At 57.1% G+C, this 15345-nt stretch carries 10 protein-coding genes and 1 other RNA gene; all 11 read left to right on the forward strand.

Going from position 1 to position 15345, the window contains the following annotated elements:
• Positions 1-27: 27 nt before the first annotated feature.
• Complete coding sequence (locus HMPREF9161_RS01430; RefSeq protein ID WP_084786774.1) at positions 28-1548, forward strand: LCP family protein; 1521 nt, start codon at positions 28-30, stop codon at positions 1546-1548.
• 1 nt (position 1549) lies between these two features.
• Positions 1550-3478, forward strand: a complete 1929-nt coding sequence (locus tag HMPREF9161_RS01435; protein WP_009727894.1) for an ABC-F family ATP-binding cassette domain-containing protein — start codon at positions 1550-1552, stop codon at positions 3476-3478.
• 1 nt (position 3479) lies between these two features.
• On the forward strand, positions 3480-5657 hold the full coding sequence (locus tag HMPREF9161_RS01440; RefSeq protein ID WP_009727895.1) for an ATP-dependent RecD-like DNA helicase: 2178 nt from the start codon (positions 3480-3482) through the stop codon (positions 5655-5657).
• 201 nt (positions 5658-5858) lie between these two features.
• Positions 5859-6803, forward strand: a complete 945-nt coding sequence (locus HMPREF9161_RS01445; RefSeq protein ID WP_009727896.1) for an aspartate carbamoyltransferase catalytic subunit — start codon at positions 5859-5861, stop codon at positions 6801-6803.
• Entirely contained in the window at positions 6800-8092 is a 1293-nt protein-coding gene (locus HMPREF9161_RS01450; RefSeq protein ID WP_009727897.1) for a dihydroorotase, read from the forward strand. Before HMPREF9161_RS01445 ends, HMPREF9161_RS01450 begins: the two co-directional genes overlap by 4 nt.
• On the forward strand, positions 8089-9162 hold the full coding sequence (gene carA / locus HMPREF9161_RS01455) for a glutamine-hydrolyzing carbamoyl-phosphate synthase small subunit (protein WP_009727898.1): 1074 nt from the start codon (positions 8089-8091) through the stop codon (positions 9160-9162). Before HMPREF9161_RS01450 ends, carA begins: the two co-directional genes overlap by 4 nt.
• A gap of 4 nt (positions 9163-9166) precedes the next feature.
• A complete protein-coding gene (gene carB / locus HMPREF9161_RS01460) occupies positions 9167-12394 on the forward strand; it encodes a carbamoyl-phosphate synthase large subunit (RefSeq protein WP_009727899.1) in 3228 nt (1075 codons plus the stop codon).
• Positions 12366-13154: a dihydroorotate dehydrogenase electron transfer subunit gene (locus tag HMPREF9161_RS01465; RefSeq protein WP_037348522.1), complete on the forward strand. Its 789-nt coding sequence runs from the start codon at positions 12366-12368 to the stop codon at positions 13152-13154. Before carB ends, HMPREF9161_RS01465 begins: the two co-directional genes overlap by 29 nt.
• The gene (locus HMPREF9161_RS01470; RefSeq protein WP_009727901.1) at positions 13141-14079 is read left to right on the forward strand and encodes a dihydroorotate dehydrogenase; all 939 of its coding nucleotides are present in this window, start codon (positions 13141-13143) and stop codon (positions 14077-14079) included. The genes HMPREF9161_RS01465 and HMPREF9161_RS01470 overlap by 14 nt, the downstream gene beginning before the upstream one ends.
• A gap of 175 nt (positions 14080-14254) precedes the next feature.
• Positions 14255-14609, forward strand: an RNA gene (rnpB, locus tag HMPREF9161_RS09660) — RNase P RNA component class A.
• A gap of 40 nt (positions 14610-14649) precedes the next feature.
• The gene (locus HMPREF9161_RS01475; protein WP_009727902.1) at positions 14650-15312 is read left to right on the forward strand and encodes a C40 family peptidase; all 663 of its coding nucleotides are present in this window, start codon (positions 14650-14652) and stop codon (positions 15310-15312) included.
• Positions 15313-15345: the final 33 nt, after the last annotated feature.

Consider the following 15345-nt stretch of genomic DNA (forward strand, 5'->3'; position numbering starts at 1 on the left):
TGGAATGCCCGTTTTTGCTATACTGAGATGAAATTTCTTACTGTGGGAGAGGCGAAGTGCAGCGTGGGAAAAATAACGGATAAGACGGTATCCGATACACAGGAAAAAAAGGACCGCACTTTTATAAAATACGCGGGAGCTGTGTTCGCGTTTTCCTTTGTCTTGGTTTACGCTTTTTATTACATCGGGGGATATTATCTATCGGGCTCTCTGCGCGATATGACCGGATTTCATCAAGATAACGAGCAAGAATTGGCATATGTGCTCCTTATGGGGGTCGATCGTAGGGAAGGGGATATCGGGCGCAGCGATACGCTGATGCTTGCCGCAATCGATGAAGAAAAAGGACGCGCTTCCTTACTGTCCATTCCGCGTGATACGCGCACGCGCGTTGGAAACTATGGCTACGATAAGATCAACCACGCCTACGCCTACGGCGGGCACAAGCTGACGCTTTCTTCCGTCAGTGCGCTGCTCGATGTGCCCGTCGCACATTATATCCTAATCGACACATCGGCATTTGAACGCATCGTGGACGCCGTCGGCGGTGTGGATATCGACGTTGAGAAGCGCATGCATTATGAAGATCCGTGGGATGACAACGGCGGACTGGTTATCGACCTCTATCCGGGAGAGCAGCATATGGACGGCGCCCATGCAATTCAGTATGTGCGTTATCGCGACGGCGAGGGAGATATCGGGCGTATTGCACGGCAGCAGAAATTCATGCGGGCGTTTTTTGCACAGCTGATCTCACCGCAGGTTCTTCCTCGTTTATCTTCCGTGATAGACGAACTGACGCGTGCCGTCGAGACAGATTTGTCTGCACGCCAGATCATAACGCTGATCAAGCGGTTTAAAGATGTTGAAGCAAATGGTCTGACGATGCAGACGGTGATTGGCACACCGGCCTATCTTGGCGATATTAGTTATTGGATTCCGGATATCGTAGAGACCAGAAAAGCTCTGTTCGAAGGCGTGGGGGTCGACTATCCAGCCGCGCTGCTCGCACAGGCAGAGCATGATGATGCCGCATACAAAGCGGATATGCCCGAGCGCCTGCGAAAGATGATGGAGGAATCACCGGAGAAGGAGACGTTGCCTTCTTCCGAAGAGCTTCTTGCCGAAGGGAATCGTGAAATTGAAGCGACTCGTGCCGCCAAAAAGGAAACAATGAAGGAAAAGCCGGCCGAAGAAAAAAATCAGAGGGAGCGGCTGTCTGTAAGTAAAGAACCTGCACAGGATACGCCGCAAGATATTTCCGTGATGGTCATCAATTCCAGTGGAATAGACGGTGCCGGCGCGGCAGTCGCCGATATTTTGCGCGGGAAAGGATTCCGTATTTCGAGCGTGGAGACGGGACAATCCTCAGATCGGCCAAAGACAGCCATTATGACCGCGGAAAAGCATGTGAACATGTTCTATGGCATGCCGTTCCCCTGTGTGATCATGCCTGTCGACGGGGCGGGAGAGCATCAGGCCATTGTCATTATAGGAAAAGATTACGGCGAAAATACATCAAAGCCAAAGGAGGGCACGGAAGAGTAATATGGGCAGCTTGAAAGTCATGGACCTTGAAAAGGCCTACGGCATCCGCACCTTATTCTCCAACGTGAACTTTGAGATATTGCCGGGAGATAAGGTCGGCCTTGTCGGAGCCAACGGCACGGGAAAGACGACGCTCATGCGGCTGCTTCTCGGCCGAGAGGAGTCGGACGGGGGACAGGTGTCGATGGACCGTGCCGATACCGTCGGTTACGTGGAACAACAGGCACAGTTTGAGGATGGAACGCTCTATGAGGAACTGCGGCGGGCCTTCGCGGACGTCATCGATCTCGGCGCACAGAAGGAGGAGATGGAGCGGCGCATCGCCGCGGGCGCGGCGGAGGAAGAACTCGCCGCCTATGGGAATCTCGTCGCGCGGTTCGAGGCGCTGGACGGGTACGACTTTGAGCGCCGGATCCGCCGCGTGGCGTTCGGGCTTGGGTTCTCCGAGGAGGATCTTGCAAAGAATGTTCACTATTTTTCCGGGGGGCAGACGACGCGCATCTGCCTCGCCAAGGCGCTCCTGCGGGCGCCGGATTTCCTCTTTTTGGACGAACCGACCAACCATCTCGATATCCGGATGATCGAGTGGCTGGAAAAATTTTTACAAAACTATCGCGGCGGCGTCCTTCTAATCTCACATGACCGTTATTTTTTGGATCGCGTAACGACACGGATCCTTGAACTCGATCACCGCGAAGTTACGGTCTATACGGGAAACTATACGCGTTACATGCGTGTGAAGACGGATCGGCGTGCGGCTCTCCAGGCTGCGTATGAAAAGCAGCAGGCCCATATCCGCAAGACGGAGGAGTACATCAGCCGCTATCGTGCGGGGATCAAATCCAAGCAGGCGCGCGGCCGTCAAAGTCAGCTGAATCGCTTGGAGCGCATTGTGCTGCCGCCCGCAGCAGCGGCGTTCAACTACTTTGCGTTCAGTCCGCCGCCGGAATGTGCGCAGCGTGTGGCGGAGCTTGAAGATATCTCATTTTCCTATCAAAGCCGTTCTGTGCTCAATCGGGTCTCTCTTCTGATTCGAAAGGGGGACGGCGTTGCCCTCATCGGTGAAAACGGTGCGGGGAAGACAACGCTGCTGCAGATTCTTGTCGGCGAACTAGAGGCAAGCGGTCGTGTGAAGATCGGCAGCCGTGTCAAAATCGGGTATTTTTCACAGCAGCACGAAGGCCTCGATCCGGCCAAAACGATTTTAGATGAAATATGTTATACGTTTGGTCTCAGTGAAGAGACTGCACGCAGCTATCTTGGCGCCTTCCTATTTCACGGCGATGACGTTATACGCCGTATCGGATCCCTTTCGGGCGGTGAACAGGCACGCGTGGCATTTTTAAAACTCATGCTGACGGGTGCAAATTTCCTTGTTCTTGACGAACCGACGAACCATTTGGATATTCCAGCGCGTGAGGCGGTGGAAGAAGCGCTGATGGCGTTTCCGGGGACCTTTATTGCCGTTTCACACGACCGTTATTTTCTCGATAAGGTTGCGAACTGCATATTGGAACTTGCGGACGGACATGTCACGGAATATCTTGGCAACTATAGTTACTATCTGATGAAAAAGGAAGCCGAGGCAGAATCTAACGCATCTGTTTCCGAGGGAAAGTCTAGAAAGAAAACCGCCTCCGTACAATCCGTACGGAGGATCGAAAAATCAGATGCCGCCGCCGTCTCCATTCAATCCAATGCGGTTGGCACGCATCGTATGAGCGAAGAAAAACGCCGAGAATTAACAGAGCGTATGGAAGCCGAAATCGCAATGGCGGAGGCGGAACTCAAAGGCCTGGAATATGAGATGAACAAGCCCGAAACACAGGCGGATCCGCTGCGCAGCAGCGCGGTCGCCGACGCGTATGCCGCAAAAGAACTGGAACTCGCACAGCGTTATGAAAAATGGGAACGGCTGATGGAGGCTTGATGTGGAGATCCAACAAAATCTCGGATTCCGTCCGGATGCAGAAGAGTTGACGGGAACAGTCGATCATATTATTTTTTCATCGAGCGACGGTGCATTTTCCGTATTTCGTCTGCGCATGGAAAATCGGGGAAAGTGTACCGCGACGACAAAGGGGGCGGCACCTCTGGTCGGTCAAGAAGTCCGACTGATCGGCGGCTGGATCACGCATCCGCGTTTTGGGCGTCAATTTCAAGCGGTACGGATGCAGATCAGTGCACCTACGAATGCCGCGGGAATGGAACGTTTCTTGGCATCGGGGGGCATTGAGGGTGTCGGTCCCGCTATGGCAAGACGCATTGTGGAACGCTTCGGTGCAGATTCTTTTGCCGTCATTGAGACCGCACCGCATCGGCTGAAGGAAGTTTCCGGCATCGGACCTAAAACGGTCGATAAAATCGTATCGTCCTATATGAGACAAGCCGAACTTCGAGACATCATGCTTTGGCTTGAAGATCACGGCGTAACGGGAGGATATGCCGCACGTATATTTAAAGCATATGGATCGCTTGCCGTGCAGGTGCTGGAAACGGCACCTTATCGCTTAGCGCAGGAAATCGACGGCATTGGCTTTATGACGGCGGACACCATCGCCATAGCGGCAGGATGGGAGAAAAATGCGGCGGAGCGCATTACCGCCGGCATTTCCTACGAACTCATTCAAATCGCCTCGGGGGGACACTGCTGCATTCCGGAACATATTCTAACGGATCGATCGGCACAGCGGCTGGGCGTCAGTCGGGGCGATGTGATGGAGATCCTCTCGCGCGAGGTGCATACGGGGCGGCTCTATGCCGTTGACGATATGGGGGAACGGCTCATCTATCCGCCGCATCTCTACCAAGCAGAGGAGCGTACAGCGCGGATGCTGCTGACACTCCAGCGGGAGGCGGCGTACATCCGCGTACACGATGCCGCAGCGCTCGTCGCCGCATGGGAGGCGAACCATGACGTCAGACTGGCCGCCGCGCAGCGCGCGGCTGTGACGGCCTCTCTCGAGCACGGCGTGCTCGTTTTGACAGGCGGCCCGGGTACGGGAAAGACGACGGTCATAAGCAGCATCATCGATATTTTGGAGGCACAGGGCCTTGAGATCATGCTCGGCGCGCCGACCGGACGCGCGGCGAAGCATCTGGCGGAGGCAACGGGCAAGCCCGCCGCGACGATCCATCGCATGCTCGAGGCACAGGGCGGAGAAGACGGCGCCATGCGCTTTGCGCGCGATGCAGAGATGCAGCTGGAAGCGGACGTCGTCATCATTGACGAAGTCTCCATGATGGACATTGTGCTCATGTTTCATTTTCTCACGGCCGTTCTGCCGGGGACGCACGTGATCTTTGTCGGCGATGTGGACCAGCTTCCGGCGGTGGGGCCGGGCTCTGTCCTCAAGGATATTCTTCGGTCGGGTGTGATCCCGAGCATTCGCCTGACAGAGATCTTCCGGCAGGACAGCGCGGGAACCATCGCGCACAATGCGCATGCGATCAACGGGGGGCATGTGCCCGCGTTTTCCGCAGCGGATTTTTCCTTTCTCCCCATAACATCGAGCGAGGAGGCGGCGGAGCAAATCGTTGCGCTCTCTTTAAAACTGCTGCGGGAAAGCGGCGGGGCGCTCTCCGTGATGGACGTGCAGGTCCTCTCTCCGATGCGGCGCGAGGCGTGCGGGGTCGATCTGCTCAACCGGCGCCTTCAAGCAGCGCTGAATCCGCCTACGGCAGAAAAATCAGAAATGGCGGGGCTGCGCCTCGGGGATAAGGTGATGCAGACGCGCAACGATTACACGAAGGGCGTGTTCAACGGCGACATCGGAACGATCGCATGGATGGATGGCGAACATCTCAGCGTTCATTTCTTAGATGATATGGAGGTTTCGTATACGCGGGATGAACTCTCGGCGCTCACGCTCGCGTATGCGATGAGTGTTCACAAGAGTCAGGGAAGCGAATATGCCGTCGTTATTCTTCCGCTTGTCCGTGCGCATCATATCATGCTGCAGCGCAATCTGCTCTACACTGCTGTGACACGTGCCAAGAAACGCGTGATCATCGTCGGCGACCCGACCGCGCTCTATACCGCCGTCAGCAACGATCGGACACGGCGGCGCTATACGCTGCTTGCCGAACGGTTGGTGGAAAAGATTTAAAGCCCGTGACCGTAATAGTTGATTTTTCCGCCGGGAAACAGTATAATAAGAAAAATCGGTGTTGCCTTTTAAAAGGGTCCTGTGAGGCCTTAAAGGAGTATTCAATAAAATGCAAAACATTATTCGTCTATCCGTTTTAGAACACAAGCTTTTCTATGCATTCGCATGGGAGAGCTTTTTTATTGCTGAAGGAGGGGGCATATGAGCCGGGAACTGTCGCTGAAAGGACGAGATATTCTTGCGCTGGAAGATTTCTCCGCGGAGGAAATACGTCTGATTTTAAATACGGCGAAGGAAATGAAAAATATTGTCGGGCGGGATATTAAAAAGGTGCCTGCCCTGCGCGGGAAATCCATCGTCACCTTGTTCTATGAGCCGAGCACGCGCACGCGGACATCCTTCGAACTTGCGGGAAAATATCTCGGCGCCGATGTCGTTAATATTACATCGGGTACGTCGAGCATCGTAAAGGGGGAGAGTCTGCGCGATACACTCTATACAATCGAAGCGATGGGGGTAGATGCGATTGTCATGCGCCACAAGGCGGAAGGTGCCGCGGCATATGCGGCGTCCGTTGTCTCGCCCGTCATCGTCAATGCGGGAGACGGCGCACACGCGCATCCCTCGCAGGGCCTTCTCAATCTTTATACGATTGAAGAAAATATGGGGAAACTGGAGGGGCTCAAGGTCGCGATTCTCGGGGATGTCCTGCACAGCCGCGTCGCGCGCTCCGATATACAGGGGATGCGCAAGATGGGGCTTGAGATCCATATTGCCGGTCCAAGGCCGCTGCTTCCAAGGTTTTTGCACGAGGAAGAAGGTATCACGGTACACGACCGCGTGGAGGATGCTATAGAAGACGCGGATGTTGTGGAGGTACTCCGCATTCAATTGGAGCGTATGAAGGGCGGTCTCTTCCCCTCAACACGGGAATATGCACGTATTTATGGGCTCAGCGAGGAGCGTTTGAAACGCGCCAATAAAAATGCGATCGTCCTGCATCCGGGACCGATGAACAGGGGATGGGAAATCTCCGAATCAGTTGCCTATCATGTGCAGTCAAGGATTCAAGAAGAAGTGAAGAACGGCGTTGCGGTTCGCATGGCGCTCTTTACCTTAGCTTTGATGGGAGGAAAACACAAATGAGTGCGCTTCTTTTGAAAGGCGGACAAGTGATTGATCCTGCCTCAAAACGAAACGAAGTCTGTGATATCTTGATAGAAAACGGTATCATCCAAAAGGTCGGAAAAAATCTGAAAGCCCCGCATGCCGAAGTTTATGATGCATCGGGGAAGATTGTTGCGCCCGGCTTGATCGATATGCACGTTCATTTCCGTGAACCAGGACAGGAAGCCAAGGAGGATTTCGCCTCCGGATCCCGTGCCGCTGCGGCGGGAGGTTATACCACAGTCGCTACAATGCCAAACACGAGTCCCGTTGTCGATACGGCGGCCCTCGTTCGGGGTCTGCAAAAGCGCGCCGAGGATGTATCCGTCATCCATATCCGCATCATTGGCGCCGTGACAAAGAACCAAGAGGGCAAAGAACTTGCAGAACTGGGTGACATGGCCGAGGCGGGTGCCGTCGCCTTTTCGGACGACGGACATTTCGATCCGTCGGCAAAGGTACTGCTGAGTGCCTATGATTATCTCTGTCCTTTCAATAAGGCAATCATCAATCACGAGGAGGATCATACCCTTGTTGAAGAGGGGGCGATGAACGAGGGGCACCGGAGCGCCATGCTCGGCATCAAGGGACGCCCGACGGTCGCCGAGGACATTGCGGTCGCCCGCGATATTATGCTCGCGGAATACGCGGGCGCCCATGTGCATGTGGCACATATCAGTTCTGCACGGTCCGTCGAACTCGTACGGGAGGCAAAGGCGCGCGGTGTGCATGTGACGACGGAGGTAACGCCGCACCACCTCACGATGACCGACGATCTGGTCGATCCCGTCGACAGTTCGACAAAGGTCAATCCGCCGCTGCGCACAGCGAAGGACGTTGCGGCGGCGGTCGCGGGACTCACGGACGGCACGATCGATATGGTCGTAACGGATCATTCCCCGCACGAGCGCGAGGAAAAGGACCGGGAGTATATCTACGCGCCCAGCGGCTTTCCCGGACTTGAGACGGCGCTCGGCGTTCTGCTGACAGATCTCGTGCATACGGGGAAAATCGACATCGAAACGCTGATCGAACGCATGACGTATGCGCCTGCACGCGTCTTCGGGCTGGATGCGGGAACCCTGCGCGAGGGAGCGGCGGCGGATGTCGCCGTCATAGACCCGGCGCTCGTCTGGACGGTCGAGGAAGACAACTTCTACACGCGGGGGAGCCATTCGCCCTTTGTCGGGCGGAGCCTCAAGGGCAAAGCGGTTCTGACTGTGGTCGACGGCGAAATTGTCATGAAGGATGGTGTGGTCGTTAAATGAACGGAAAACTGATCCTAGAGGACGGCACGGTCTTTCACGGAGATCTTTTGGACGGCACGCCGCAGTCTGTGGGCGAAGTCGTCTTTACGACATGTATGACGGGGTATCAGGAATGTCTGACAGACCCGTCCTTTTGCGGGCAGATCCTAACGATGACCTATCCGCTGATCGGGAATTACGGCGTCGCGGAGCAGTTCATGCAGGCGCCGCATCCCTTCGTGCGGGGATTCGTCATCGGAGAGCTCTGCGACATGCCGAACAACTGGCAGTCCGAGGGCACGCTCAGAGATTTCCTACAGAAATATCATCTTCCTTGTCTATATAACGTAGATACAAGAGCGGTCACGAGACACATTCGCTCCGTGGGTGCGATGAAGGGCGTGCTTGTATCCGCCGATGCCTCTGCCGAAGAAATTCGGCATCTTCAAGCAGCGGAACTCCCACGCGATCACGTGGAAACCGTAACGACGCGGGAGACCTATGTACTCGAGACGCCGCTTGCAGATGCGCCGCATATCGTCGCCATGGATTTCGGCGTGAAGCGCAGCATCCTGCAGAACATCAACCGGATCGGTGCAAGGGTGACCGTCGTGCCCTCGCATACGACGGCGGATGAGGTTCTCGCGTACGATCCGGACGGCATTTTCCTCTCCAACGGGCCGGGGGATCCGCAGGACGTTCCGCAGATCGTGGAGGAGATTCGGAAGCTCGCTGGGAAAAAGCCCATCTTCGGCATCTGTCTCGGTCATCAGCTCCTCGCGCTGACCTTCGGCGCCAAGACATACAAGATGAAATTCGGACATCGCGGCGGCAATCAGCCCGTCAAGAACCTAAAAACGGGGCAGGTGCATATCTCCGCGCAGAACCACGGCTACGCAGTGGATCCTGATTCTCTCACAGGAACACCGCTGGAAGTCACACATATCAATGTCAACGACGATACGATCGAAGGGCTGCGCCATACGTCACTCCCCATATTTTCCGTACAGTATCATCCGGAGGCCGCACCCGGCCCGGACGACAATATGTACCTCTTTGACGCGTTTTGGGATCTGATGAAGGGAGCGTGAGAATATGCCGCGCAAAAAGAATTTGAACAAGGTGATAGTCATCGGCTCCGGGCCGATCATCATCGGGCAGGCGGCAGAGTTCGACTACGCCGGTTCTCAGGCATGCCGTGCCCTCAAGGAGGACGGTCTTGAGGTCGTGCTTGTCAACAGCAATCCCGCGACCATCATGACGGATACGCATATCGCGGACCGCGTCTATATTGAGCCACTGACCGTCGATTTCCTAACGGAGATCATTGCCAAGGAAAAACCGGACGGCCTGCTCGCGACGCTCGGCGGGCAGGCGGGGCTGAACCTTGCCGTGCAGCTTGCCGAACAGGGGATACTCACGCAGCACGGCGTGGAACTGCTCGGAACGTCGCTCGACGCCATTGAAAAGGCGGAGGACCGCGAGCGCTTCAAAGAGACGATGGAAAAACTCGGCGAGCCGATTCCGGAAAGTACGATTGTGGAAGATATCCCCTCCGCAGTTGCATTTGCAAATAGAATCGGATATCCCGTCATTGTCCGCCCAGCGTATACAATGGGCGGAACGGGCGGCGGAATCGCGGAGAACGAGGAAGAACTCATTGCCATCGTAATCAAGGGACTCAACTACTCCATGATCGGACAGGTACTCATCGAACGCAGCGTGGCGGGATGGAAGGAAATCGAGTTCGAGGTCATCCGCGACGGGCGGGACAACTGCATCACCGTTTGCAGCATGGAAAATTTTGATCCCGTCGGCGTTCATACGGGAGACAGCATCGTTGTCGTGCCTGCACAGACGCTGACGGATCGTGAATACCAGATGCTGCGCAGCGCCAGCCTGCGGATCATCCGGGAACTCGGTATCGAGGGGGGCTGCAACGCACAGTACGCCCTCGATACGCAGAGCGACCGATACTATGTGATCGAGGTCAACCCGCGCGTCAGCAGATCGTCGGCGCTCGCATCGAAGGCCACAGGGTACCCGATCGCCAAGGTCTCCTCGAAGATCGCCATCGGCTACACATTGGATGAGATCGTGAACTCCGTCACCCAAAAGACGAAGGCCTGCTTTGAGCCGACCATCGATTACTGCGTCGTCAAATTCCCGCGCTGGCCGTTTGATAAATTTGTCTATGCCGATCACACGCTTGGAACGCAGATGAAGGCGACTGGCGAGGTCATGTCGATTGACCGCAGTTTTGAGGGTGCGATTCTCAAGGCTGTGCGTTCCCTTGAGATCGGCGTGCACCGCCTCTATATGGAGCGCTTCGCCGCGTGGGACGACGATCTTGTGCGCAAGCACCTGGCATACGTCAACGACGAGCGCATCTTCCTCATTGCCGAAGCGCTGCGCCGCGGCAAATTGTCGGTTGAAGACATCTCCGAGATCACAAAGATCGACAAATGGTTCATCCATAAGCTGAAGCACATCACGGACGTTGAGAACCGGCTCGCCGGCGCGCCGCTGACGCCGAAGCTACTTGCCGCCGCCAAATGGGTCGGACTTGCCGACGTGTCGATCGCGGAACTCACGCATAAGACGGTCGATGAGATCCGCAGCATGCGCCTGACGAACGGCATTCGGCCATGCTATAAAATGGTCGATACCTGCGCCGCCGAGTTCGAAGCCGCGACGCCGTATTATTACTCGACATTCCGCGCCGCAGAGGACGAAGTCGCCGTATCGGACAAGAAGAAGGTGCTCGTCCTCGGCTCGGGTCCGATCCGCATCGGACAGGGCGTTGAGTTCGACTACTGTTCGGTGCATTCAGTCTGGGCGCTCCGCAGCATGGGCATCGAGGCGATCATCGTCAACAACAATCCGGAGACGGTCAGCACGGATTTTGACATCTCCGACCGCCTTTACTTCGAGCCGCTCACCGTCGAGGACGTGCTGAACATCGCGGACAAGGAAAAACCGGACGGCATTATCGTGCAGTTCGGCGGACAGACCGCGATCAATCTTGCCGCGGCGCTCGAACGCGCGGGGCTGCGGGTCTACGGGACGTCGGTCGACGACATCGACCGTTCCGAGGACCGCGAACGGTTCGACGAGGTGCTGATGCGGACGGGCATTTCCCGCCCCGAGGGGATCAGCGTAACGAATCTCGACGACGCCGTCGCGGGTGCGGCGCGCATCGGCTATCCCGTGATGGTACGCCCCTCCTATGTGCTCGGCGGCCGTGCGATGGAGATTGTATATAATGAAGATGAACTGCGCGACTACATGAAGCGCGCAGTGAAGGTCACGCCGGATCATCCCGTGCTGGTCGACCGCTACATGCAGGGGACGGAGGTGGAGGTTGACGCGGTCTCCGACGGCGTGGACGTCGTTATTCCCGGAATTATGGAGCACATCGAGCGCGCGGGGATCCACTCGGGCGACAGCATCGCGGTCTATCCGCCGCAGACGCTCCCGGCGCGCGTCATCTATACCATCATCGACTATACGAAACGCCTTGCCGTTGCGCTCCACGTCAAAGGGCTGCTGAACATCCAATTCGTCGTCGCGCATGACGAGGTCTTCATCATCGAGGTCAACCCGCGCTCCAGCCGAACGGTGCCGTTCCTCTCGAAGATCACGAACGTCAATATGGTCGGCGTGGCGACGCAGGTCGCCATGGGGGCGACGCTGAAGGAGCTCGGTTTCCATTCGGGGCTGATTCCGCCGCGCCCGTACGTCGCGGTCAAGGCGCCCGTCTTCTCGTTCGCGAAGATGACGGATGTCGATATTTCCCTCGGCCCCGAGATGAAGTCCACGGGCGAGGTCATGGGCATCGACTATCACTATGCCCGCGCGCTCTATAAGGCGATCGTCGGCTCCGGGCTCAACATCCCGACAAAGGGGCGGCTCCTCTTTACCGTGGCGGATAAGGACAAGGAGGAGATGAAACAGCTCGCGAAGGCGTTCTCCGAATTCGATTTTGACATCGTTGCGACGGAGGGCACGGCGAAATCCATTGCCGCGCTCGGCATCGACGTTGAGGTCGTGGGCAAGGTACACGAGCGCAGTTCCGACATCATCGAGATGATCAAGAGCGGACGGATCAACATGGTCATCAATACGCTGACGCAGGGCAAGCATTCTGCGCGCGACGGCTTCAAGATCCGCCGCGCGACGGTCGAACACGGCATCGCCTGCCTGACCTCGCTCGATACGGCGTGGGAGGTGCTGCGCGTGCTGGAATTCATGCGTAAGCGGCGCCTCGTCTATGCGCTCGCCATCCAAGATTATGTCGGCGGAGGGGACGACCTTGCCTAAATTCGTTGAGGAAGCCGCGATTACGGCGCATGAGCGCCTCATTGCCGGGGTGTACCGCATGACGCTGACATCGCCCGCCGTCGCCGCACATGCGCTGCCCGGACAGTTCGTGGACGTCTCCGTGCCGCACGGGACAAGCATCCTGCGGCGTCCGCTCGGCATCGCCGAGGTATCGCGCACAGAGGGGTGGATTCGCCTCATCTACCGCACTGTAGGGCGGGGGACACAGGCGCTCGCCGCAGCGCGGCCCGGCGCATATGTCTCCGTGCTCGGACCGCTCGGCAGGGGATTTCATACGGACCTGGGGCATCCGCTGCTCGTCGGCGGCGGCATGGGGCTGACGCCGCTCCTCTTCTTTGCGGCCGAGAGCGCGAGGACGGCGAGTGTGCTCATGGGCGGGCGCACGAAAGAGGAGCTCTTTTGGGAGCGCATCTACGCGCCCTATGTCCGCGGGCTCTTCATGACGACGGACGACGGTTCGCACGGTGTGAAGGGCTTCGTGACGACGGTTCTGCCGGATCTCCTCGCAGGCGGGGACTACGACGGGGTCGCCGTCTGCGGACCGCCCGCGATGATGCGGCGCGTCGCCGCCATTGCCGCATCACACGGCGTCTCCTGCGAGGTCTCGTTGGAGCGTCATATGGCGTGCGGACTCGGCGCCTGTCTTTCCTGCGCCGTCGACACCAAGCACGGACGGCGCAAGGTCTGCAAGGACGGCCCCGTATTCCCGGCCGGTGAGGTGTATGATGACGCGTCATGAGATGGACGGCCGCCTGCAGACCTCCGTCGCGGGCATCAAGATGCGCACGCCGGTGCTCGCGGCATCGGGGACCTTTGGCTTTGGCGAGGAGTTCGCGGATTTCGTCGATCTGTCCCGCCTCGGCGGCGTCATGGTCAAGGGCACGACGCTCAAGCCGCGGCGCGGCAACGAGGGCGTCCGCGTCGCCGAGACGCCGCAGGGGATGCTGAACTGCATCGGGCTTGAGAACCCGGGCGCGGACGTGCTGCTGACAGAGATTCTGCCGCGTATCCGTCCCTATAACATGAACGTGATCGTCAACATCTCCGGCAGTTCCGTCGAGGACTATGCGCAGATTGCGGAGCGGCTCAATGTGCCGGATGTCGCGGCGCTTGAAATCAATATCTCCTGTCCGAACGTCAAGGAGGGCGGGATCGTGTTCGGCACCGATCCGCATGCAGCGGCCGCGGTCGTGCGCGCCGTGCGGCAGCGCACGCAAAAGCCCGTTATCGCAAAGCTGTCCCCTAATGTCACCAGCATTACGGAGATGGCGCTTGCCGTGGAGGCCGCGGGCGCGGACATCATCTCGCTCATCAATACGCTGATCGGCATGCAGATCGACATTCACCGATGGCGGCCGGTGCTCGGCAACCGCACCGGGGGCCTCTCGGGACCCGCGGTCAAACCCGTCGCGCTGCGCATGGTCTGGGATGTCGCGCGCGCCGTCCGTGTCCCGGTCATCGGGATGGGCGGCATTGCGTCGTGGGAGGACGCCGTGGAGTTCTTCCTCGCGGGGGCCTCCGCCGTAGCCGTCGGTACGGCGAACTTCAGCGATCCGCGCATTACGATGAAGATCTGCGACGGCCTTGCGCGTTATCTGCAGGAGCGCGGCATCTCCCATATCAACGAGATCGTGGGGAAAGCGTGGGATGAGCCGTCGGTCTAATTCGGCTGAATGAATTCCGAAGAAATCTTAATAGGACCAACGGCATATTTTTCAAAAATTTTTTCTAATATATGGACAATACGTTCGCCATTGTCTGAATTCTCCTATACCATACAAGGGCTATGGGCGATTTTGACACCTGACCGCCATCTGTGGTATAATTTCCCCATTGGTATGAGAAACCGAGGCAATCGCGTTCACCGCACGGTGAATGAGGAAAGTCCGAGCTCCGCAGGGCAGTGTGCTGGATAACGTCCAGCGAGGGTGACCTTAGGGACAGTGCCATAGAAATTTAAACCGCCGGCTATGCCGGTAAGGGTGGAAAGGTGCGGTAAGAGCGCACCAGCAGTCGAGTGATCGGCTGGCTTTGGTAAACCCCACATGGAGCAAGACCAAATAGGGAAGGATTGAGGCGGCCCGCCGGCCTTCCGGGTAGTGTCGCTTGAGCCGGCAGGCAACCGTCGGCCCAGATAAATGATTGTCACCGCCGCAAGGCGGAACAGAACTCGGCTTATTGGTTTTCTCGTAGCCAATATTAATGACGTATTCTCTGTGGAAGGAAGTGTTTGCTTGCGAAAGAAAATTAAGATTCTTGCATTATCCGCAATGCTTCTCTGCTCCGCATCCATTGCGAGTGCAGAGTCGTTCCAAATTGGAGATCAAGGAACGGATGTTGCCGAAATCCAAGGACAGCTTTCCAGCGTTGGGTATGATGTCGTCGCCGACGGTGATTTCGGCCCCGCGACAGCTGAAGCTGTGAAAGAATTCCAAGCAGCACATGGTCTTGTGGTCGACGGGATGGTCGGTCCCGCGACATATGAGGCTCTTCTAGGAAAAGCGATGCCGCAGGTCAGCCGCGGATCAAACTATATCGTCCGCCGCGTGATTTCGGATTCAATGCAGTATCTCGGTGTACCGTATTCTTTCGGTGGGACTACTCCTTCAGGATTTGACTGCTCGGGCTTTGTCCGCTATGTCTTTGCCAACGCCGGCATTTATCTGCCGCGTACGGCGGACGCACAGTATGATGTCGGTTATCCGATATCATCGGCAGAGATGGTGCCCGGTGATCTCGTATTCTTCTCAACGTATGAATACGGACCTTCGCATGTCGGTATCTATCTTGGTGACGGCAATTTCATCAATGCGTCGTCGAGCCGAGGTGTTGCCATCGATAATCTCTATGGCGGCTACTGGGGAGCATGCTATATCGGCGCGCGTCGCGTTATGTGACGATGCAGAATCTTGGGAGGGGCTTAGCCCCTC

This window comes from Selenomonas sp. F0473, from assembly GCF_000315545.1.
In the GTDB taxonomy this organism is placed as follows: Bacteria; Bacillota; Negativicutes; order Selenomonadales; family Selenomonadaceae; genus Centipeda.